The sequence below is a fragment of the Patescibacteria group bacterium genome, assembly GCA_028717685.1.
Classification (GTDB): domain Bacteria; phylum Patescibacteriota; class JAQUNI01; order JAQUNI01; family JAQUNI01; genus JAQUNI01.
The window spans coordinates 18,309-40,391 of record JAQUNI010000003.1 but is presented as its reverse complement, the minus strand read 5'-3'; the positions used below and the strand labels follow the sequence as shown (position 1 = coordinate 40,391).

Sequence of the window (22,083 nt, the reverse complement as noted above, 5' to 3'; positions counted from 1 at the left end):
TAGTTACGGGCGGCTAGCTACTAATTTTAAAAATACTCTGTGCATCTTATCTGCCGATTCTTGCCAACTTAGGATAGGATAGGGGCGCTCTCGGGGAATCACTTTCGCGCCCGCCACTTTAGCTTCCAAGGGGGCGATACCAAAAGGTTCATTTAAAGCAGTAAAAATAAAATAATCGCACGCCGCCATATATTGAACCGTCTTTTCCCCTAAAACCACGCCAATAAACTTGACCGCTTTTTCCAAATGCATTTGCTTAACTAAACGTTTCAGATTATCCTCTTCAGGACCTTGGCCCGCGATATAGAATGCTGAATTTTGGTCCTTCCTTCTTCTTTGAAAAATTTCTAAGGCTTGATCCAGCCTCTTTCTTTTATGTAGCTTTGAGATTGACAAAAAAACTTCCCGATCCAAAGGAATATTTAAAATCTCCCTGGCCTCTCTCCGCGTGTATCTCTGAAAACGTTCAATTTCCACGCCCGGATAAATCTTCACTGAATCGCGGTTATAAACTTTTTTCACTTGTTTTTGGATATAGTCAGAAATACTGATAATCACATCCGCCGCTCGCACGCTTGTGCGGTCAATCCGTTTTACAAAAAAAGCAGTCAAACGAGCAAGTAAAGAGTTGCCCGTCACGGTTTGAAGATCATAAATAAAACGCGGCGGCTCAAAACAATGATAAACCAAAGGGGTTTGACTAAAACATCTGCGCACCTTGCGAAGCCACCACAGTGCAAAAGCCGCCTGCCAAGTCATTCCCAAAATAAGCTCATAATCACACAGAATCTTATTGGCCACCCAAGGCATCGCCAAATAAGCAAGAAAGGTATCTAGGTTATGCCGTCCGAATTTAAATGCCCGTGAATGGATTACCGTAATACGCGGATCAAGATGAGACGCGCAGAGCGCATTATATTCATAAACATAAAGGGTGACTGCGTGCCCTAACCTCACTAATTCGTCAGTCACCTTAATCAATATTTTTTCCCCACCATAAGGACCAGAAAGCCGTGGGAAGATGATGGCAATTTTCATAAGACCTTTTGCGAAATAATTTTTCGTTAAGAAATTGACAGATTTCGAGCGAAAATGTTGAAGGGTGAGGAAGCCGTATTTGGCTAAAATACGGCGACGAGCCCTGAAACATTTGCAGCCGAAATCTGGCAATTGCAGTAGAAAAGGTTATTTTGTAAAAGGTCTATAATTACTGATTACCGATTACTAATTACTGATTACTAACTACTAATTACCTTTAAAAATTCCTCATAATACCGCTTGGCGATTATTTGCCAATCATAGGTTTCCCTCGTGAATTGAGCAGCCTGGTCACCAAAACTCTTTCTGTATTCCTGGTTCCTTAAGAACTCCAAAATCTTTTTTTGAAAAGCAGCGGAGTTTTCTGATTCCACCAAAATACCATTACGTCCCGAAATCACTGCGTCACGGATACCCTCAATACCCGCGGCAATGACCGGTAGACCATTTTGAGCCGCTTCCACAGCCACAAGCCCAAACCCTTCAACATCCCCTTGGACCTTAATATTAGGCATAATAAATAAATCAGCGAGGCTATAAACTATTTTTAAATCCTCTTCAGAAATTTTACCTAAAAGATAAACTCTTTTTTCTAAACCTCTCTCTTGAATCAAGGTTTTAATTCTCTCTCGTTCCGGCCCCTCGCCAACCACTAAATAAATAATATTGGGGGACAAAGTAGACAACACTCTATCAATAAACCAATATACTCCTTTCCTCCGCACCAAACGACCAACGGTCAACAAATAATATTGGTCTCGGGGTAAATTATATTTTTTGTAAAAAGCAATTCTTAAAACTTTTAACTTTTCCGCGCCCGCCATGCAAGCCGAGCTTGCAAGGCGTTGCGGGCGGGCACTTTTAACTTTTAACTTATTTGTGTCCACGCCAACAGGAATCACCGCGCAAGGAGAAAAACCCACCTTTCGCGCTTCTTCCAGGGCATAGCTGGAAATACAAATATAACGATCAAACTTTCGACCAAAAAGCTTTAAATACCACTGGTATAAAAAGAGATTAAAGGTTACGTCCAAACCATGAATCGTCACCACAACGGCTTTATGGTAAAACACACGCGCTAAAAAACCAATCAAAGAAAGGACGGGGTCGCCCAAATGAACAATATCCATTGTTCTTGCCTTCGCCAGCGTTAAGAATAAAGCATAAGGAAACCACCAAAATAAATGCCACTGACTCCTGTTAAGAATAATTGTCTCTATTTGGTCGCCCCTTTCTCTGCCTTGCTTCAGAAAATTTTGAATAAGGTTATAGGACAGGTTCTGCATTCCACCGACAGAAGGAGGATGTTTACGTGTGATAAAAAGGATACGCATAAAATCAGTGCAAAATTCAAAGTGAAAAGTGCCTGCCCGCTCACAAGCTTCGCTTCAGGCGAGGCGGGCGGGCAAAGTTACATTTAAAAATTGGGGGTTGTGTATCAATACAAACTTTGAACTTTAAACTCAACTTTTAACTTTGCACTTTGAACTTTTAACTAAACTCTTTCTCGCCAGTAGTTTAGAAGATCCTTTAAAGTTTTTTCAAAAGGAATGGTAGGGCGCCAACCTGTGGCTTGACGAAACTTCCGAGTATCGCAAATTAAAACCGGGACATCCGAAGGCCGCATCCTTTCTGGTTCCTGTTCCACTCTAATCTTCTTCCGGCTCATCGAAAGCAGGATGTTTAACATATCGCCGATCTTATAACCTTTCCCTGAACCGATATTATAAATCTCCCCGGGTTTGCATTTCTCGGTGGCTAACCAGTAGGCCTTTACCATATCTCTGACATCCGTAAAGTCACGCACCGCGTCCAGATTACCAACATGAAGCACGGCTTCTTTTTTCCCTTTTTCAATCTCGGCAATTTGTTTGGAAAAATCGCTGGTAACAAAGACGTCGCCGCGGCGCGGACCCGTATGGTTAAAGGCGCGGGTACGGATAATCTTTAAACCATAGGATTTGAAATATTGATAGCCCAAAAAATCTTGGCCGATCTTGCTCACGGCATAGGGAGAAAGAGGGCGCAGAGGGTTTGTTTCTGAAACTGGCACCTCATTTTTCTTGACTAAGCCATATTCCTCGCTGGATCCCGCAATCTGGATTACAGGGTCAATGCCTACCCGACGCACTGCCTCAAATAAATTTGCTTCCCCGACAATATTGGTCTCCAAAGTTTCAGCGGGAGAAACCCAAGAAAGAGGGACGAAACTTTGGGCTGCTAAATGGAAAATTTTAACCGGTCTCACCCTTTTTAAAATTTTAAATAACTCTTCAATATTCCGAATATCGCAACTATGATAGATAGCGCGGGGATTTAAATGCAAAATGGGTGTGTGGCGCGGATACCAATGGCGGATACCGTGGACCTCATAATCATTTTTATTTTTCAGTATCCAGTCCACTAGATGCGAGCCGACAAAACCCTCGCTGCCGGTAATTAGAATGCTCTTTTTTATTTTTTGTGATGACTTCTTTGGTTTTTTAACCATAGTGTTTTTGAGATTTGATTAATAATCTTAGTTGTAGAATATTTTTTAAATAGGGAAATAATTGCAATCTTTCCCTTGTAAGCTTGAATCGCTCTTTGATATTCTAAGGATACTCTATTTAACACCACTATTTCCGGTTTAAATCTTTGGATAATATCTAACCCTTCCTGATGACTAAAAGAGGAAACGAAATCAACCACCTCTAAATTTGCCAAAAAATCCATTCTTTCTTGTTCTGAAAATAATGGTCGATTTTTCCCTTTTAATTCTCGTACAGATTGATCAGTATTGACCCAAACCACCAAGATATCCCCTAAAGCCTTGGCTTTTTTTAAATAATAAAGATGGCCTGGGTGGAATAAATCAAAACAGCCGCGCGCGAAAACAATCTTCTTACCTTTCTTTTTAAAGTCTTTGAGGACTTTAAAAAGCGTAGAACGAGACTGGATTTTCCGGTAAACCATAAAGGATGATTTTTAATTTTTTGTTCTTAATTTTTAGCTAATTTTTATTGAATTATTGAATTATTGTTTGGTTGATGATAACAATAAAAATTAAGCAAATAAAAATTAGTTAAAAATTAAAAATTAAAAATTTTTTCTTACCTTCCTTCCTCTAAAATATAACTCCAAAGCGTAAACCATAACCGTTGCTAACAACAAGTAAGGTATAAACTGCAGACTCATTTCCGGCCAAAATAGACCCCATTCCGCGGTCTGAAAAGAAAAAGGAAACAGCCAATAATAGCCGCCGCCCAAATGTCTCTGGAAGGAATCAAAAAATAAATGTAAAAGAACGCCTAAAAATAAAGCCCCAAAAGCCTCTTTCACTCTTTTGAAAAATAAACTGAAAAGTAAAACAACAAAAAAAAGAGGAAGGGGGGAATGGAGAACGCCAATCCACCAAGCGCAACGGTAACACTCGCTGAAAAAAAAGAGGGGAGCCCGCGTCAAAACATCGGGAAGGATAGTGCCAATCAAAAAGAGTAGTAAATATTTTTTAAACTTACCAAAAAATAATATCCTGCTGACCAAACAATGTGAAACTAGATCAGGCATAGTAGTCTCAAGACTTACTTTTTTTCAAAATAAAACTCGCGCTGATTAAACTTATATTTTCTCGCGAACCAAAATAGAATCACCAATAAAGGAACCAACGAGACTAAATATTTAAAGCCTCGCTCTTTGTGAATATAAACTTCGTTCGTTTCAATATAACCATCTTTTCTCACCTTGCCTTGGTAGCTGATAAAATCCCCCGGCTCTAATGAAAGGCGAGGATCAATTTTCAAAACAACATCATGACCGAAAGGACCGACCGTCCAGTATCCGCCTCCCCCTCCGATAATGCGATTATAGCCAGCATTAATCTCGCGACCCTCATACTTTTCGGGAGTGCCCACGGCTTCCCAGGAAGTAATCTCCTCGCGCGGACCCTGCCAAGCGGCATACGCGCCGAGAGCAATGATAATAATCAACAGAAATATAATTGCTAATATGCGCGACATATAATGTTAAAATTTAAATTCCTGCTTCTTGATCCGATACAAAATTTCTTCCATCATTTTACGCGACCAACCAATGGCCGAGGCTACTAAACCCAAGACAATGGTCTGAAAACCAATCATCATAAACACGGAAGCAATGATTAAGGATTGAATATGACCCTGACCTTCCGCCACAATCCAAAAATAAAAAAAACGGACTATAAAAGCAAAGCCAACTAAGAAAAGAATTAACCCTAGACTCAACATCACCCTTAGAGGCTTATAGACTGTAAAAGTGCGGATAATCGTCAAACCCGTCTTCACAATATGGCTCCTTAAATTGGAGATTAAACGAGAATGACCTGCTCGCCTTCTAAACTCAATCGGAATCTGCACCATCTTCAAACCTTGATCCGCGGCCTGAATCAAAGTTTCGTGAGTATAGGTATGCCGAGTCATTACGGATAAACGCAAAGCCGCTTCGCGCGAAAAAGCCCGAAAGCCGGTAGAAGCATCAATAATATTCAAATTCAAAAGCCTGCGAATAAACCAACTACCTAATATATTACCATATTTGTTGCCAAAGGGCATATGCTTAAGCTTAGCCACCTGGCGATCTCCCAACACAATCTCCGCTCTATTCTGAAGAATTGGCCGAACGAGACACGGAATCTCTTGGCTATTATACTGGGCATCCGCATCAATATTGACAATAATATCGGCATCTGATTTTAGCGCCTCTTCTAAAGCAATCTTGAAATTAAAAGCAAGACCCGCATTGGGATGGGAAATCACAAAATCAGCGCCGCTTGCCCTTGCTTCTTCTACCGTATGATCAGTTGACCCATCATCGGAAACTAAAACTAAGACCTCGGAAATACCTTGAATCTGCCGCGGGATTTCAGTAATCACGCGACCGATGGTCTTTTCTTCATTATAAGCCGGAATAATAACAATAAGTTTGGTCATAAATTCTTATAACTTATAATATGTAACTTACCTGCCCGCTAACGCCTGCATGGCGTGGCGGGCGGGTGACACAAGGTGAATTATCTTTTAAGTTACGGATTACAGCTTGAAAAATTCCTTTATTTTTTTTCTCTCTTCTTTCTCAAAAAATCTTTCACCCCAAAGCAAGATTAAAAATAAAATTAATAACCCGATTTTAATTAATATCGCTGCGATCGTAAAATGGGATATCGGATAAAACACGGAAAAGCCAAAAACCGCTAAACCTGTTATCGCAATCTTCAATAATCTCTTCCATTCGTAGCGCACGGGATAAAAATGGTTAGAAATAAAATAGGTCAGGATCAAAACGAAAATAAAAGCAATAAAGGTCGCTTCAGCAGCGCCCCACATTCCATAAATAGGAATAAGTAAATAATTTAAAAGAAGATTTAAAGCCGCGGGAAAGATGATTGCTAAAGGGTAATATTTTGTTTTTCCTTCAAGATGAATACCAGGCGCTACCACAAAATGCATCCCATAAAACACATAGGCCAAAGCGACAAGGGGAACAATGAACGCGGCGCTCGCGTAATTCTTTGGCGCGATAATTTCCACGATTTCTGGGGCAAAGAAGGATAAAGCTAAAAAGCTGAATATACCAATAAAGAAAAAATAGGTTAAAGTGCGTGCGTAAATCTGGCGATGATTTTTGTATTTGGCAATCCGAAAAGAAAAAGGGGGCCAAGCAAGCTGAAAGGGGATAACTAAAGCAAATTCCAAAATAAAACCAATGCGATAACCCACCGAGTAAACGCCCACCATTTCTAAACTGCCAAAATGACTTAAAAAATAACGATCAGACAGATCCATAACCCACATCGCGATTGAAGCAGGCAAAATAGCTAAACCAAAAGATAACAATTTTGTCAAGGCCAACTTAGAATAGCTAATTTTAACATAATTTTTAAGGTATGGCAAGAAAGTAAGGAAGGTGAAAATTTGAGCTGCTAGATTACCCAAAAGAGCGCCAAAAAGACCCCATTTAAGACCCACTACAAGATATATGGTGATTCCCAAAGTTAGAATAAAACGTAATAAAAAAACCACGGTATAGGAGCGAGATCTCTCTTCTGCGCGCAAAAAAGAAAGTTCCAATTCCAATAAAGCGGCAAAGATGGAAGCGGCAATTACGGTATAAATCAATAAACCGAAATTTGTTTTAATCAGAAACTGACTTAAGGGATGCACAAAAAAAAGCAAGATTAAAGTCTGCAACAACCCCGCTACAAGAACAAAAAAGAAGGCTGTACTCGTAAGAATTTTACGCTCGGTCTGGCTTTTGGCATCGCGGTGATAACACTTTAAAATCGCCGAGGGCAATCCTAAAGGGATTAAGAACAACAAAACTTTTAAAAAGGTTTGTAAAATTTCCAAACGACCATAGTCTGCTTGGCTCAAATATCGCGTGTAAAAAGGAATTAACAAAAAAGAAAGACTGGCTTGAGCAATCGCACCGATTGCATAAATACCCGAATGCTTGAATAATTTTTTGAATTCGGAAAACATAAAATAGTAATCAGTAATTGGTAATCGGTAATCAGTAATGGGGGTCAATTCGCCGCGAAGCGGCGAAAGTTACTAATTACCAATTACTGATTACCGATTACTAGTCACAAGATTCCCCATTGTGCCATAAATTAGCTGAAAAAGCAAATAAATTAACATTTAAAGCAACATAATTTACGTTTTGTCAATATTTATCTTCCTCTCTTTCTCTGTTAAAATAATTAATATCAATAATAAAAAATGATGAGTCTTATAAATAACCTGCCGGCAATCTTAGAAGCAATGCTTTTTGCGTCCACCCAAAAAGAAAGCATTGAAAAACTTGCGCGAATTTTAAATGTGAAAACACAGGATATAAAAGAAGCGCTTGCCGTGATGAAGGAAGATTGCTCCCGGAGAGGAATAATGATCTTAGAACACAATGGCCAAATTCAGATGGTCAGCAATCCCCGTTACGCTGTTTGGATCCAAAAATATCAACAAAAAGATTTACGTGAAGAACTTTCCCCGCTTGCACTGGAAACTCTGGCGATTATTGCCTATAAAGGTCCTATCTCGCGTTATCAAATCGAAGAAATCCGCGGCGTCAATTCAATTTTTGTCCTGCGTAATCTCCTGCGCCGAGGATTGGTGGAAAGAAAAATAAAAGGGAAAAAAGTGGAATACCAAATTGCTAACGATTTCCTACGCCATTTAGGTTTAAGTAAAACCGCGGAATTACCAAAGTATAACGAGTTTAATAAAGGGAATCAGGAATAATGAATAAGGAATCAGGAATTTATTTCTACAATTTCTGATTCATGCTTCATAATTCCTAATTCCTACTGCCAATGTTACTCCAATTTACCAGTCTTATTGCTCTTCTCGCTTCTAACTATCTCGCTCCGGCGCAAAGCGCGCGTCTGCCGCTCCAAGCGAAAGAACCCCCGAGACAAGAAATACTGGCGGCGCAAACATCAAAAGGACCAATCAAAAATCCGAAGATGCTGGGAGTAAAACTAACTGCTACCGCCGCCATTGTTTTGGATAAGGAATCGGGTAAGGTGCTCTTCGCGAAGAACATCCACCAAAAACTGCCGCAAGCGAGCTTGACTAAAATTATGACCGCCGTAACAGTCATGGATAAGTCCCCGCAACCCGACGATATCGTGACTGTGGGAAAAGGTCCGGCGTACGTGCAGCCGCAAGGCGCGCATATGCGCCTTGCTCCGGGAGAAAAAATCTCGGTTTATAATCTGCTCCGCGGCCTTCTGATGTCTTCGGCTAACGACGCGGGGGTAGCTTTAGGGGAATATATTGCGGGAAGTGAAGCAAAATTCGTGGATTTAATGAACCAAAAAGCGCGCATCCTTGGATTAAAGGATTCCCATTTTAAAAATACGCATGGTATTGATGCTGAAGGGCATTATTCCTCGGCTTACGATCTAGCCGAGATTACTCGTTATGCTTTAAAGAAAAAAGTCTTTCGTGAAATCATTAATACTCCCACTATTAATTTTACAACAAATATCCGCAACCGCTTCCTTAAAAACAGCAACAAATTATTACAAAGCTCTTATCTTAATATTATTGGCGGTAAAACAGGATTCACGGATAATGCCGGATATTGCCTTATTGAGGTAGCTTCGGATAAAAAAGGCCACGAAATTATCACGGTTGTAATGAACAGTAAAAATGAATGGCAGGAATCCAAGGGATTAATCAATTGGACTTTCCGGGCTTATCAATGGAAATAAGCGGTCATCTCCCTAAAACACATTTTAGAATTATATCCTAATCTTTTTGTATAGAAAATATTTTATTGCTTCATTGTTTCATTGTTAATTTTTTCCTAAAAACACAACAATGCGACAAATTAAACAATAAAACAGTTGAACAATGGATACGACTCAAGGCATGCAATATTTCCCAGGACTCACCAAGGTTTTTTTGTTATCCGGACTTTCTTTCTTGATCGCTATTTTATGGACCCCTTTATTGATCAAATTTTTAAAAAAATACAAAATCGGCAAGAGTATCCGCACCGACGGCGCTCCTCTTTATACGAAACTCCACCAAAAAAAAGAAGGCACGCCTACGATGGGAGGAATGCTGATTTGGATCACGGTTTTATTTCTAGCGATTCTGTTCTTTGCCTTGGATAAATTAACCCATATTCCTTTCTTCCACTATCTGAATTTCTTAACCCGACCGCAAACGCTTCTCCCCCTCGGAGCATTAGTCGCGACGGCTTTGGTCGGCGCCATGGATGATCTCTTAAATGTTTTCAAGATAGGACCCAAGGGGGGAGGACTGCGTATGCGCCATAGGTTAATCCTCTACACGATTGTGGCTATATTCGGCGCCTGGTGGTTTTATTACAAACTTGCTTGGGACGTTATTCACATTCCCGGCATTGGCGATTTTGCTATCGGCTGGTGGTATATTCCGCTTTTTATTTTGATTATGGTGGCGACTTCTTTTTCCACTAATGAAACTGACGGTCTTGACGGTCTTGCTGGCGGTGTTCTCCTGTTTGCCTTTGCCAGTTTTGGTGTCATCGCTTTCGCCAAAGGCAGAATTGAGTTAGCCGCTTTTTGCGGCACCATTGCAGGCAGCCTTCTTGCCTTCTTATGGTTTAATATCTATCCCGCGCGCTTTTTTATGGGCGATACGGGCGCAATGAGCCTCGGGACCACTTTAGGAATTATCGCAATGCTTACCAATTCCGCGCTTGTTCTCCCTCTGATTGGCATTGTGCTAGTCATTGAATCCGCATCCGTGATTTTGCAATATACGGCTAAAAAGGCATTCAAGAAAAAAATTTTTCTCTCCAGCCCCATTCATCATCACTTTGAAGCCAAGGGATGGCCCGAGCCTCAAGTTGTGATGCGCTTCTGGATCATTGCGGTTTTAGGATGTTTAGTCGGACTGATTGTAGGATTAATCGGTATGGGCACGCCGCCAAAGTAAAATCAGGAATAAACTTTAATGAAAATCATTACATCACAAAAACTTTCTTCTTTTCCAAATTTAGTTCACGGATCTTCCACAAAATCCTGCGGACCTTTAAACTTTTACCTTGATAAAGACAGAAAAAAGGTTTTATCTAACCGGGAAGCCTTTGCACGGAAATTAGGGTTTAAAATTGAAAACCTTGTTAATTGCTTTCAGACCCACGGTGACAGGGTAAAGATAGTCACGGAAAAAGATAAAGGCCGTGGCGCTAAAGACCCTATAAGCGCTCTCCAAAACTGCGATGCCATCGTTACCGACAAACCTGATGTAATCCTTTCTATATTAACTGCGGATTGCGTCTGTATATTTCTTTATGACCCCAAACAGAAAGTGGTTGCCCTTGCCCATGCCGGCTGGCTGGGCACAAGTCGCGAGATTGGGGTAAAAACCGTTTCAGCGATGCAAGAACATTTTCATTCCTCGCCGCGTGATTTGATTGCCTATTTAGGACCTTCTATTGAAGGCTGTTGTTATAATAATGAACATCATCCTGAAAGGCTGAAATTATTTCAAAAAAAATGGCCTGCCGCAGTTTTAGAAAAGAAATATATTGACATAAAATTGGCTAACAAAACTCAACTGGAAAAAATAGGGGTTCGCGAAATTGAAACAAGCCCCCATTGCACATATTGCGAAAATGAAATTTTGCCGTCCCATAGACGTCAAGGAAAAAAAAGAAAAATAAGCATTATGAATGTGATTGGAATGAAGTCTTAAAATCTTTATGGAAAAAATTGATTTAAAAAATAAAAAGGTGAAGCTCCACGGACTTATGGGACACCATGTGAGATATCCCACTGTGGCACCCGTGGCATCTTTTCCTACGGGGTTTCATGGAGCGAAAACCCGCTACCCTAAGCCACACCATTCATCCACGGACTTACACCCGTGGCTTTCTGGTGCGCGGGTAACAGTGATGGGTCTAGGCTTGCATGGCGGGGGAGTAGGCATCGCGCGATTTTTAGTAAAGCAAGGAGCGCGAATAACAATCACGGATCTAAAGAGCGAAAGAGAGCTTGCTCCTTCACTAAAAAAATTAGCAGGTTTGCCGATTCAATTTGTCCTAGGCAAACATCGCGCAAGGAATTTTACGGAAGCGGACTTGATTATCAAAAACCCGAGCGTGCCCGATGACTCCCCTTACCTTGCCATTGCCCAAAAACACAAGATCCCCATTGACACCGATATGGGGCTATTTTTTAACTTTTGCCCTTCAAAAAACATTATTGGCATTACGGGCACTAAAGGCAAAAGCACCACCACGGCTTTAATTTATGAAATGATTCAATCTGAAAACAAGGAAGCAAGGGTCGCGGGTAATATCCGCATCTCGCCATTTGATATCTTAGACAAAATTAAAAAAGAAACGCCGGTAATTTTAGAGCTTTCTTCTTGGCAGCTGGAAGGTCTCGCCCTCCATAAAATAAGCCCCCATATTGCCTGCATCACCAATATCTTCCCTGACCACTTGAATCGCTATCCCAATATGGAGGCATATGCCGAAGCGAAAAGAAATATCTTTAAATTTCAAAAGGCGAAAGATTATGTTATAATGAACTATGATAATACGATTTTAAGAAGTCGTGAGTTTTCTTTGAATTTAAAAAATATTTACTGGTTTTCGCAAAAAGAAAAAGTGAATCAAGGCAGCTTTCTCCAAAGGGAACACATTATTTTCCGAGAGAGAAATCTGGAGCACTATATTATCTCATTGCAGGACATTAAACTTAAAGGAAAACACAATTTAGAAAACATCCTAACCGCCACGACGGTAGCGTGTGTTTACGGAATAAAAAGAATAAATATCCAGAAAGTCCTCAAAAATTTTGCGGGCTTGGATTCGCGCCTGGAACTAATCCGGGAGTGGCGGGGCGTTAAATACTATAACGACACTACTTCCACCACGCCTACCTCCACGCGAGCCGCCCTCCAAACTTTTCAAGAACCCGTGATCTTAATTGCTGGTGGAGCAGACAAGAATCTTGATTTTCAAGAACTGGGAAAGTTAATTGCCAAAAAGGTAAAATACCTCATTCTGCTTTCAGGCAATGCCACCCCTAAACTCAAACAAACGGCGGAAAGATACTCTCCAAAATTACCTACTATAATGGCGCGATCAATGTCGGAGGCAGTTCAGCTCGCTAAAAAACAAGCCCAAGCAAAAGATATTATTCTCTTGAGTCCTGCCTGCGCCAGTTTTGGTATGTTTCAAAATGAATTTGATCGCGGAGAACAGTTTAACCAAAACGTGAAAGCATTAAAATAAATTTCCGAAAATTAAAATCAAGACGGGAAAATTTTTTAAGCTAATTATATGCTTACTGCTAACAAAAAAGAGGTGTCTTCTCAAATGTTAATATTAATAGAGGTTTCCGCTCGCCATATTCATTTATCCAAACCTCACTGCGCGAAAATTTTTGGCAAAGGCTATGAATTAAAAAAAATCAAGGATCTGTCTCAACCCGGTCTTTTCGCGTGCCAAGAAACCGTGGATATCCAGATTGGTCAGGAAATTTTAAAAGAGGTGCGGGTGGTGGGACCTTTTCGCTCACGGACTCAAATCGAAATCTCACGCACCGACGCCCATCGCTTAAAAATAGATGCCCCTTTAAGGCTTTCAGATGATTTAGAAAATTCCCAAGGGTGCGCGGTTACCGGACCCCAAGGAGTGGTCAATTTGAAAGAAGGACTGATTATCGCCAAACGACATCTCCATCTTAATCCAGAAGAAGCGCAAAAACTCAACCTTAAAAACGGTCAAGAGATATCTATTAAAATAAAAGGGGAGAGGGAGCTTATTTTTCACAAAGTGATAACGCGGGTGGATCCAAACTATAAAGCCGCGGCGCATCTGGATACTGACGAAGGCAACGCGGCAGGAATAGAAAAGGGAGGGGAGGGGGAAATTATGGTAAAGTGAGAAGTCAAAAGTTAGAAGTGGAATATTTTATCCTTTTTACTTTTAACTTACACTTTTACCTTTTGACTTTTGCAATTTAACTTTTCATTTATGAAAATCTTAGTCATCAACTCCGGTAGCACTTCTTTAAAACACAAACTCTTCCAAATACCTTCCCTGAATGTTTCGGCAGAAGGCAATTTCCAGAATATCAAAAGCCATGAAGAGGCAATAAAACAGGCTTTGAGAGATATTGGCGATTTGCGCGATATTCAAGCAATCGGCCACCGCGTAGTGCACGGTGGAATTTATTTTAAAAAGCCAGTTTGCATCACGGAAAAAGTTTTGCAAAAATTGGAGGATTGCAGTGATCTAGCTCCTCTTCACAATCCGGCGAATCTGGCGGGGGTGGCTGCCTGCCAGAAATATTTACCCGACATTCCAAATTATGCCTGCTTTGACACTGCTTTTTTTGCTGACCTGCCAAAACGCGCAAAGATCTATGCCCTGCCTTGGGAATTTTATAAGAAGCAACACATTCAACGTTTTGGCTTTCATGGCCTATCCCACCAATACGTCGCGCAAGAAGCCGCAAAGAGATTAAAAAAACCTTTCGAGGAATTAAAAGCCATTACTGTCCATTTAGGGGGAGGATCCAGTATGACCGCGATCCAAAAAGGGAAACCCATAGATACAAGCATGGGTTTTACGCCTCTGGAGGGCTTGACAATGATGACGCGGCCAGGCGATCTGGATCCAGGGGTAATTTTATATCTGCTCAAAAACCATACCAAGACAGAGTTGGAAAATATCTTAAACCATCAAAGCGGACTCAAAGGACTGGCGGGTTATGAAAATTATTTAAACCTTCTGCGGGCGGTAGCGAAAGGACAAAAAAAGGCTTGCCTTGCTTTTGAAAATTTTGTCTACCATATCCAAAAATATATTGGCGCTTATTTTGCTATTTTAAACGGCATTGATGCTCTGGTATTTACAGGCCAAATTGGCGCGGGAGAAGCAATAACCCGCAATACCATCTGTGCTGGTTTGGAAAAAATATTAGCCGGCGTGAAGGTAATGGCGATTAAAACCGATGAAGAAAAAATGATTGCCAAGGAAATTGAAAAGGAATTAAAAATTAAGAATCAAGAATTATAAAAATATATCCACTAATAAAAATGAAATAAAAAAAGTAATCACAATGTCCAAAGAATTTCTTATAGGCAATGAAATAATCGTTAGGGCTTGTCTCGCCGCCGGCGCCGAGATTATGTTTGGCTATCCCATCACTCCTACCACCGAAATAATGAGCTATTGGACAAAAATTTCTGAAAAGGATGAAAATGACCAGATTAAATTTTTACAGGCTGAAGACGAAATGGCGGCTGGTTTTGCAATGATCGGCGCTATTTTGGGAGGAAAAAAGGCTTTCACTGCCACAAGCGGTCCCGGTACAGTTTTAATGCAAGATCCAATGTCTATGGCGGAAGCGATGCGCCTGCCTACCGTCACTTTTATTATGCAACGCGGCGGTCCATCCACAGGCACCGTTATTTACTCCCAACAAGAGCTCATTTTGACCTCTCACGGCGGAAACGGCGAAGGAATGCGGATTGTTTATGCGCCTGCCACCCTGCAGGAGCTTTATGATTTATCCATTAAGGCTTTTGATACTGCCTGGCGATACCGTTTTCCCGCTTTTATTTTAGGGGATGGTTATATCGCTAAAATGCAAGGCGAAGTAGAAATCTGGAGTCCCGAAGAAAGAAGGATAGAGTTAACTCCGGCAATTCCTTACCTTGGCGAAGGTAAAGACACTTCCTTAATCAGAAAATTCCAGCCCACTAAGAGTTTTGCGGTTAAAAATAATTATGTAAATTTAAGAAACTGTTTCAACCTGGAAGAAGAAATACTGCGAATCAATATGGACATTAAAAAAGCCTTTGATGAAATAACATCTAAGATATCAGAATGTGAAGCATATAATTGTGAAAAGGCGGAAAAAATTATTATCGCCTATGGTATTGTCGCCGCAGCTGTAAAACAAGCTCTAAAAGAAACCAAACAGAAAAAATTTGGTCTTTTCCGTCCGATTACTTTAAATCCTTTTCCCAAAGAAGAAGCGCGCGAAATTACCCAGCAAACGAAAAAAATCTATATATTAGAATCATCTTTAGGACAATTTGCAAGTATGGTCAAAGAAAATCTCTATGGCTTAACTACACCTATTGAAGCACATGGGAAACCTGGGGTGGGGTTTACACCGGAAGAAATAAAGGGAATACTTCTTTAATTCTTGAAACTTGTAACCTGTAACTTATAACACAAAAAAACTTGAGTTACAAGTTTTAAGTTACATGTTACAAAAATTTTATTTGTAGCTTACTAACTTATTTAAACCAGTTAGAATTATGAATACCCCTGCCTTTCCTCAATGTTGGAAAAAGGAAACTAAACCTTCCAAATTTTGCCCCGGCTGCGGCCATCTAATGGTCCTCCGCGCTTTAGGCAATGCTATTGACGAGCTCCAAATTCAAAACCAAACCATTTTCGGTGTGGACATCGGTTGTTCACTGCTTGCTTGGGATTTCTTTGATATTGACACAATTCAAACCCATCATGGCCGCACTATTCCTGTAATGGTAGGAGTAAAAATAGCTAAGCCCCAAAAACTCGCCATTGCTTATCTTGGCGACGGCGGGGGTTATGCTATCGGCGCCCAACATTTAGTGAACAGTGCTCTGCGCAATGATCCCCTTACCGTCATTTTAGTTAATAATGCCAATTACGCGATGACTGGCGGCCAGCAAGCGCCGACCACTCTTCTGAAGCAAGTGACAGAAACTACGCCCTACGGCAAAAAAGGACAATCTCTAAAAGGACCAGAAATGGTCAAAGTAATTAACCATAAAACCTTTGTAGCGCGAGGCACAGCTGTAAGAATAAAAGAAACCCAGGATTTAATTAAAAAAGCGCTCCTCCATCAAAGGGAAAATAAAGGTTTCAGTTTTGTAGAAATCCTTTCTCCTTGTCCCACGAATTGGAAATTACCGCCCACTGAAATTGGAAAATTTTTAGAAACAATGCAACAATATTTCCCACTAGGAGAGCTTTAATCTATTGCTCCATTGTTATTCAATGCATTTCCACCAACAATGAAACAATCGAACCCCGAAGGAGTCGCTTCGCGACCCTCCTACGGGGCAAGCAATAAAACAATGAGTTTTGTTTAGTTTAATAACATCTCTAAAGCGAAAACACCTCTAAACATCAATGTCTATCAATACTAAAATTCTCATCGCCGGCGAAGGCGGGCAAGGGATACAAACAGTCGGCAAAATTCTAGGGGAAGCCGCTTTCGAACAAGGATTAAAAGCGCTGTATGTCCCTAATTTTGGCGTAGAACAAAGAGGAGGTGTCTCGGTTGCTTTTGTGCAGATTGCACCCCAAGAGCTCACTTATCCCAAATTTGACAAAGCGGATATCCTGGTGCTTTTAAGCGAACGTTCAGTTAAACGCTCCGAAACTTATATCAGCCTGCGAACTCAAATAATCTCTAACAGCTCCCTCGTCCCCAAAAATATTCTCCCCACTCAAAACACTATTATTGAAATAGATGCAACTAACATTGCTAATAAAAAATTTACACCTCAAACTTTAAGCATAATTGTTCTCGGGGCTATCCTGCCTTTTGTGCCCATACTGCAAAAAGACAATGTCAAAAAGGCAATTAAGAAGCAACTGGGCAGCAAATTTAAAGAAAAACCAGAATTGGAAGAATTGAATTATAAAGCATTGGAAAGAGGCATAGATTTAGCCAAATAAAATGAAATGTATTAAAAAATATGCGCGCCAAAAATATGCGCCAAGTTAAAAACCGTAAATTTCTAACGGGGTTTACCTTAATAGAGTTATTAGTCGTTATCGCCGTGATTGGGCTCTTAGCGACGATTGTCATGGTTTCCTTAAATAGCGCCCGCAAAAAAGCAAGAGATGCGGAAAGAAAATCAGATTTAAAACAGATAAGTCTTGCTCTAGAAATGTATTACGACAAATATAATGGTTATCCAAACGACACTTTTAACGGCTGGGAAAGTCCTTGTAACACCACCACAAATGATATCGGCAAACTAGTCACCGAAGGATTCATCCCTAAGATTTCCTGTGATCCCTTAAACTCCACCACTAACCGTTATTACTTCGATCCCGACGGTACTTGCAGTGGAGGTTATTGTTCAAATTATTGTTTTTATACTACTTTGGAAACAACGGGAAACAATTATGGAATCCAAAACGGGGGATATACGACTTGCCCAGGCATATAAACAACAGCTGTTATATTGAAATAACACTGCAAGATAAAATTTACTGTATATTTCTATGTCTTTTGAAAAAATCTGGGAGCTGGCTCACCCTGCACCGCAGGAATTTCGAGAGAATATCAGCGGCTTAACCCCGCTCATTGCCCAACTTCTCTATAACCGTGATCTTAAAGATAAAAATGCGATCGTCAACTTTCTGAACCCGGATTATAAAACCGGATTATATGACCCCTTCCTGATCCAAGATATGAAAAAAGCTTGCGACCGCATTTTGAAAGCTATCCAAAAAAAAGAGAAGATTGTGATTTACGGCGATTACGACGCGGATGGCATCACGAGCACAGCCCTTCTTTGTAAAACTTTAAAATTTTTGGGGGCGGAAAATCTGGAAACATATATTCCTCATCGCCAAAAAGAAGGCTACGGTTTGCATAAAAAGAATGTGCGAAGGTTTAAAAAACAAAAAACGCATTTAATTATTACCGTAGACTGTGGAATTACTAATGTGCAGCAAGCGGCGGAAGCGAAAAAACTCAATATGAATTTGATTATTACTGATCATCACGAAGTGCCTCCGAAACTCCCCTCTGCTTACGCGATTTTAAACGTAAAAAGAAAAGATGATCAATACCCCTTTAAAGGATTAGCTGGAGTGGGCATTGCCTTTAAGCTTGCTCAAGCGCTATTAAGCAAAACAGCGGACAAGCTACCTCTTGCACGAGAAGCTTTTGAAAAATGGCTTTTAGATCTAGTGGCTATCGGCACTATTGCGGACCTGGCGCCTCTGCTTGACGAAAATCGCACCCTAGTCAAATATGGTTTAATTATTCTGAACCAAAGCAAAAGATGGGGTTTAAAAAAACTATATGAGCAGGCTGGCTTAAGGCCAAAGCTAACTCCTTTAAATACTTATAATATTGGTTATCAAATTGCTCCGCGCTTAAATGCCGCAGGGAGAATGAAGCACGCTAACGCCGCTTATAACCTCCTCCTTACGGAATCGGAATTAGAAGCAGAAAAACTAGCCTCCGAATTAGAAACTACCAATCGCAGCCGCCAGAAACTTACTGCCGAAATTTTGGAACAAGCCAAAGAACAAATTGGCGATATGGAAGAAAAAATGATTCTTCTAGCCAGTCACCCCGCCTGGTCATCCGGCATCGCTGGACTCGTGGCGGGGAAAATCTGCGATGAATACTTTAAACCCACTTTAATCATTGAAAGAGGGGAGAGAGAATCCACCGGCTCCGCGCGCAGTATTGAGAGTTTCAACATTGCCAAAGCTTTAGCTGAATGCGAGGAGTTTTTAATTCGCTACGGCGGGCACAAGACCGCAGCCGGTTTTACTTTGGAAACCGCCAAAATATCTCTTTTCTATCAAAAATTAGAAAAAATAGCGCGCCAAGAAATAGGTTTGGAAGAACTCAAGCCCACGCTTCTTATTGAAGCAAAGCTCGATCTCTCCGAGATTAATGAAAAAACCTTTGAACAGATTGAAAAATTTCAACCCTTCGGTGAAGCTAATCCCGTACCGCGGTTTTTAGCTCAAAAGATATCGGTAATGGAAATCCGCAGCGTGGGTGCGCAACAAAAACACTTAAAACTAAAATTAAAGGATAAAAATAACCGCTACTTTGAAGCGATTGGTTTTGGTTTAGGGGAATGGGTCAAGAAACTCCTTCCTGGCGACACTATAGACTTAGCCTATGAAATCCTCGTCAATGAATGGAATGGCCGAAGGAAATTAGAACTCAAAATCGTTGATTTAAAAATTTCGGAAAATTAAAAAAATCAAATATGGCAACAAAACGCAGGCACACGACCCGCCTGACGGCAGTCAAAATTTATAGCGATGGAGGAGCGCGCGGCAATCCTGGTCCTGCTGGAATCGGAGTGGTAATTTGCGACAAAGATGGAAGATGCAAAAAATTCTCGCGCTTTATCGGCAGAGCAACCAATAATCAAGCGGAATATCAAGCCTTGATTTTTGCTTTAGAAAAAGGGCGGGAAATGCAAACCCAAGAAATAGAGTGCTTTTTGGATTCAGAACTCATTACAAACCAGCTAAACGGTGTCTATAAAATAAAAAATAAGGCTTTAAAACCCCTTTTTGAAAAAGTAATCGCTCTTTCCATCTTCTTTAATAGCGTCTCCTTCCGCCACATCCCGCGCGAAAAAAACAAAAAGGCGGACAAGCTTGTTAATCAAGTTATTGACGCTCACACCTAATTTTTAGAACATCAGCCCAAAGCTGAAAAGGAGGGATATAAGATGTATACCTTGATTATTCCTGCTATCTTAGCTGTTCTAACAGTAGCAGTCATCACGTTCCCCACAGTTATTGTATGCTTAAAAAGTTTTCGCGAAACTAAAATGAGGATACAAAAAGAAAACCTTGTCCTGCGCGCTAAACTTGCCATCGCTTACAGCAATCCCAAAGAACAGGATGACAATATTGATCTTACAGGATGCGGTATGTTTTCTCATCTGCAAATTCTATTGGGCGGCAACTCTGATGAGGAAGATAATTGAAAACAAGAGTCAGGAGAAAAAAATGACAAAATGGGAATATATCTTGATGATTTATAGTCTCTTAGCTGCTTGGTTCTTTCCTGCCCTTGTCTGGATCTCCCGGCAAGGAAAACGCGATTGACACCTCAACAGGCACCGATCAAATGCCTGTTTTTTTAATGTAAAACCGCCCCAATAATTGCGGAGTAACCCCTTAAAAATTCTACTCCCGTGACTTGTTTTTTTCCCTCCAAGCGGAGTTTTTTTATTTTTAAGATCCCTTCCCCGCATTGAATACATAATTCAGCGTCAATTTCAAAGACCTCGCCGTTTTTCTCACGGTAACGGTCTGCATTTTTGGCTTCAGCCTCTAAAATAATAATTCTTTTTTCTCCCCAAAAAGTGAAGCTCCCCGGCCAGCCAAGACAAGCGCGGATTTTGCGCGCGATTTTCGCGGCATCTTCGCTCCAATCAATCTGACCATCTTCTTTTTTAATCATTTTCGTCAAAGTAGCTTGAGTGTGATCCTGGGGCACAGGTTTAATCTCTCCTCTAAAATATGATGGTAAAATTTTAAGCAACAAATCTGCTCCATATTTCGCTAATCTCTCGCTCAAAGAAAAAATATCATCATCTTTCTCTATTTTTATCTTTTTTTGCGCCAAAATTGGCCCGTGATCCACTTTTTCATCCAAAAGCATAATTGTAACCCCCGTTTCTTTTTCCCCTTCAATAATCGCACTCTGAATAGGCGAGGAACCGCGATAGCGGGGGAGTAAGGAAGGATGAACATTAAGACAGCCAAATTGCGGAATCTCCAAAATTATTTGGGGTATAATTAAACCATAGGCGGCGACAATAATTAACTCTGGTTTTAAATCCTGAATTTTACCCACTATTACCTTATTTTTCAGGTTCTCGGGCTGGAATAGGGGAAAATTGTATTGAGAGGCTATGTTTTTCATCGCGCAATGTTGATATTTTAATCCTCTTCCTTTCGGACGATCCGGCTGGCAAAAAACACCGACAATATTAAAACTAGAAGACGCGAGTCTCTCCAAAATTGGCACAGCAAATTCCGAAGTGCCCATAAAAATAACTCTGTATCTTTGCATAACTTTATTCAAAAATATCACTTAAAATAATTAAATTCGAAAATCGCTTCAAATCAAAACTCAAAAATATAATTAAAAATTCAAAATTCTTAAATAGATTATTTTTGCATTTTAAACTTTCATTTTGCATTTTGATTTTTACATTTTAATTTTTTCAACCCCTCTTACTCTCCCCCTATCAGGGGAGAAGTCATCCTCACTATTTAATCCTTTACTCTATCGTTAATTAATATCCCCTCCAAATGGTCAATCTCATGCTGTAAAACGCGGGCAAGTAAGCCCTTAGCTTTCATTTTTATCTTCTTACCATTTTGATCTAAGGCTTTCACCCGCACCTTCTTTGACCTCTCCAGATTTAAAAACACGCCCGGCAAAGAAAGACAACCTTCCTCGCCCATTTCTTTCTCCCGCGAGGCAGAGGTTAAACGCGGGTTGATTAAAACATATTCCTCCCGCCAAAGTTTCACTAAAATTACCCTTTTGTTCACTCCCACCTGGGGAGCGGCTAAACCAATCCCTTTATGCTTCTCTAAGGTATCCCGCATATTCAAAACCAGCCCTCGAATAAAGGGATCGGAAACGTCATCCACTTCAGCACACTTTTTGCGTAAAATCGGATCGCGATCGGTTAAAATACGTAAAATCGACATATTTAGTCCTATTGTTCAATTATTATCTTTGACCAATTTTTATTTTTCAACAATGGA

The 22,083-nt window shown here is 40.5% G+C and carries 24 protein-coding genes; 14 read left to right on the top strand and 10 right to left on the bottom strand.

Translation table 11 applies throughout. The features are described from left to right. Nucleotides 1–3: 3 nt before the first annotated feature. From PHW01_04410 to PHW01_04375, 8 genes are all read right to left on the bottom strand, one after another. Nucleotides 4–1,038 (bottom strand): glycosyltransferase family 4 protein, encoded by a 1,035-nt coding sequence (locus tag PHW01_04410; protein ID MDD5627219.1) that lies wholly within the window; start codon nt 1,036–1,038, stop codon nt 4–6. A 200-nt stretch (nt 1,039–1,238) separates the two neighbouring features. After that, nucleotides 1,239–2,372: a glycosyltransferase family 4 protein gene (locus PHW01_04405; protein MDD5627218.1), complete on the bottom strand. Its 1,134-nt coding sequence runs from the start codon at nt 2,370–2,372 to the stop codon at nt 1,239–1,241. 161 nt (nt 2,373–2,533) lie between these two features. Continuing rightward, complete coding sequence (locus PHW01_04400; GenBank protein ID MDD5627217.1) at nt 2,534–3,529, bottom strand: GDP-mannose 4,6-dehydratase; 996 nt, start codon at nt 3,527–3,529, stop codon at nt 2,534–2,536. Further along, nucleotides 3,493–3,993 (bottom strand): adenylyltransferase/cytidyltransferase family protein, encoded by a 501-nt coding sequence (locus PHW01_04395; protein MDD5627216.1) that lies wholly within the window; start codon nt 3,991–3,993, stop codon nt 3,493–3,495. Before PHW01_04395 ends, PHW01_04400 begins: the two co-directional genes overlap by 37 nt. Nucleotides 3,994–4,116: 123 nt before the next feature. Further along, on the bottom strand, nt 4,117–4,587 hold the full coding sequence (locus tag PHW01_04390; GenBank protein MDD5627215.1) for a hypothetical protein: 471 nt from the start codon (nt 4,585–4,587) through the stop codon (nt 4,117–4,119). A 14-nt stretch (nt 4,588–4,601) separates the two neighbouring features. Beyond that, nucleotides 4,602–5,036, bottom strand: coding sequence for a hypothetical protein (locus PHW01_04385; protein ID MDD5627214.1), 435 nt, complete (start codon nt 5,034–5,036; stop codon nt 4,602–4,604). A 6-nt stretch (nt 5,037–5,042) separates the two neighbouring features. Continuing rightward, the gene (locus tag PHW01_04380; GenBank protein ID MDD5627213.1) at nt 5,043–5,984 is read right to left on the bottom strand and encodes a glycosyltransferase family 2 protein; all 942 of its coding nucleotides are present in this window, start codon (nt 5,982–5,984) and stop codon (nt 5,043–5,045) included. A 99-nt stretch (nt 5,985–6,083) separates the two neighbouring features. After that, a complete protein-coding gene (locus tag PHW01_04375) occupies nt 6,084–7,532 on the bottom strand; it encodes a polysaccharide biosynthesis C-terminal domain-containing protein (GenBank protein ID MDD5627212.1) in 1,449 nt (482 codons plus the stop codon). A gap of 240 nt (nt 7,533–7,772) precedes the next feature. Here PHW01_04375 and scpB point away from each other — a divergent pair, with 240 nt between their 5' ends. The 14 genes from scpB to PHW01_04305 all read left to right on the top strand — a co-directional run bounded on the left by scpB (nt 7,773) and on the right by PHW01_04305 (nt 20,282). Next, nucleotides 7,773–8,291 (top strand): SMC-Scp complex subunit ScpB, encoded by a 519-nt coding sequence (scpB, locus tag PHW01_04370; GenBank protein MDD5627211.1) that lies wholly within the window; start codon nt 7,773–7,775, stop codon nt 8,289–8,291. Nucleotides 8,292–8,362: 71 nt separating this feature from the next. After that, nucleotides 8,363–9,268 carry a D-alanyl-D-alanine carboxypeptidase gene (locus PHW01_04365; protein ID MDD5627210.1) on the top strand — a complete coding sequence of 302 codons (906 nt, stop codon included), beginning with the start codon at nt 8,363–8,365 and terminating at the stop codon, nt 9,266–9,268. A 142-nt stretch (nt 9,269–9,410) separates the two neighbouring features. After that, entirely contained in the window at nt 9,411–10,484 is a 1,074-nt protein-coding gene (gene mraY / locus PHW01_04360; protein ID MDD5627209.1) for a phospho-N-acetylmuramoyl-pentapeptide-transferase, read from the top strand. A gap of 18 nt (nt 10,485–10,502) precedes the next feature. Then, the gene (gene pgeF, locus PHW01_04355; GenBank protein MDD5627208.1) at nt 10,503–11,246 is read left to right on the top strand and encodes a peptidoglycan editing factor PgeF; all 744 of its coding nucleotides are present in this window, start codon (nt 10,503–10,505) and stop codon (nt 11,244–11,246) included. Between the two features lie 7 nt (nt 11,247–11,253). Further along, complete coding sequence (gene murD / locus PHW01_04350) at nt 11,254–12,795, top strand: UDP-N-acetylmuramoyl-L-alanine--D-glutamate ligase (GenBank protein ID MDD5627207.1); 1,542 nt, start codon at nt 11,254–11,256, stop codon at nt 12,793–12,795. 48 nt (nt 12,796–12,843) lie between these two features. After that, a complete protein-coding gene (pduL, locus tag PHW01_04345; protein ID MDD5627206.1) occupies nt 12,844–13,449 on the top strand; it encodes a phosphate propanoyltransferase in 606 nt (201 codons plus the stop codon). Between the two features lie 90 nt (nt 13,450–13,539). After that, on the top strand, nt 13,540–14,586 hold the full coding sequence (locus tag PHW01_04340) for an acetate/propionate family kinase (protein MDD5627205.1): 1,047 nt from the start codon (nt 13,540–13,542) through the stop codon (nt 14,584–14,586). Nucleotides 14,587–14,629: 43 nt separating this feature from the next. After that, nucleotides 14,630–15,721 (top strand): ferredoxin oxidoreductase, encoded by a 1,092-nt coding sequence (locus PHW01_04335; protein ID MDD5627204.1) that lies wholly within the window; start codon nt 14,630–14,632, stop codon nt 15,719–15,721. A gap of 118 nt (nt 15,722–15,839) precedes the next feature. Further along, on the top strand, nt 15,840–16,544 hold the full coding sequence (locus tag PHW01_04330) for a thiamine pyrophosphate-dependent enzyme (GenBank protein ID MDD5627203.1): 705 nt from the start codon (nt 15,840–15,842) through the stop codon (nt 16,542–16,544). Nucleotides 16,545–16,701: 157 nt separating this feature from the next. Next, entirely contained in the window at nt 16,702–17,253 is a 552-nt protein-coding gene (locus tag PHW01_04325; GenBank protein ID MDD5627202.1) for a 2-oxoacid:acceptor oxidoreductase family protein, read from the top strand. 35 nt (nt 17,254–17,288) lie between these two features. Continuing rightward, complete coding sequence (locus tag PHW01_04320) at nt 17,289–17,753, top strand: type II secretion system protein (protein MDD5627201.1); 465 nt, start codon at nt 17,289–17,291, stop codon at nt 17,751–17,753. Between the two features lie 55 nt (nt 17,754–17,808). Further along, nucleotides 17,809–19,536, top strand: a complete 1,728-nt coding sequence (recJ, locus tag PHW01_04315; protein MDD5627200.1) for a single-stranded-DNA-specific exonuclease RecJ — start codon at nt 17,809–17,811, stop codon at nt 19,534–19,536. An 11-nt stretch (nt 19,537–19,547) separates the two neighbouring features. Further along, nucleotides 19,548–19,979: a ribonuclease HI family protein gene (locus tag PHW01_04310; GenBank protein ID MDD5627199.1), complete on the top strand. Its 432-nt coding sequence runs from the start codon at nt 19,548–19,550 to the stop codon at nt 19,977–19,979. 42 nt (nt 19,980–20,021) lie between these two features. Further along, the gene (locus PHW01_04305) at nt 20,022–20,282 is read left to right on the top strand and encodes a hypothetical protein (GenBank protein MDD5627198.1); all 261 of its coding nucleotides are present in this window, start codon (nt 20,022–20,024) and stop codon (nt 20,280–20,282) included. Nucleotides 20,283–20,437: 155 nt separating this feature from the next. On the opposite strand, the gene fmt is transcribed toward PHW01_04305, so the two are convergent. Further along, complete coding sequence (fmt, locus tag PHW01_04300; protein MDD5627197.1) at nt 20,438–21,376, bottom strand: methionyl-tRNA formyltransferase; 939 nt, start codon at nt 21,374–21,376, stop codon at nt 20,438–20,440. A gap of 203 nt (nt 21,377–21,579) precedes the next feature. Further along, a complete protein-coding gene (def, locus tag PHW01_04295) occupies nt 21,580–22,026 on the bottom strand; it encodes a peptide deformylase (protein ID MDD5627196.1) in 447 nt (148 codons plus the stop codon). Nucleotides 22,027–22,083: the final 57 nt, after the last annotated feature.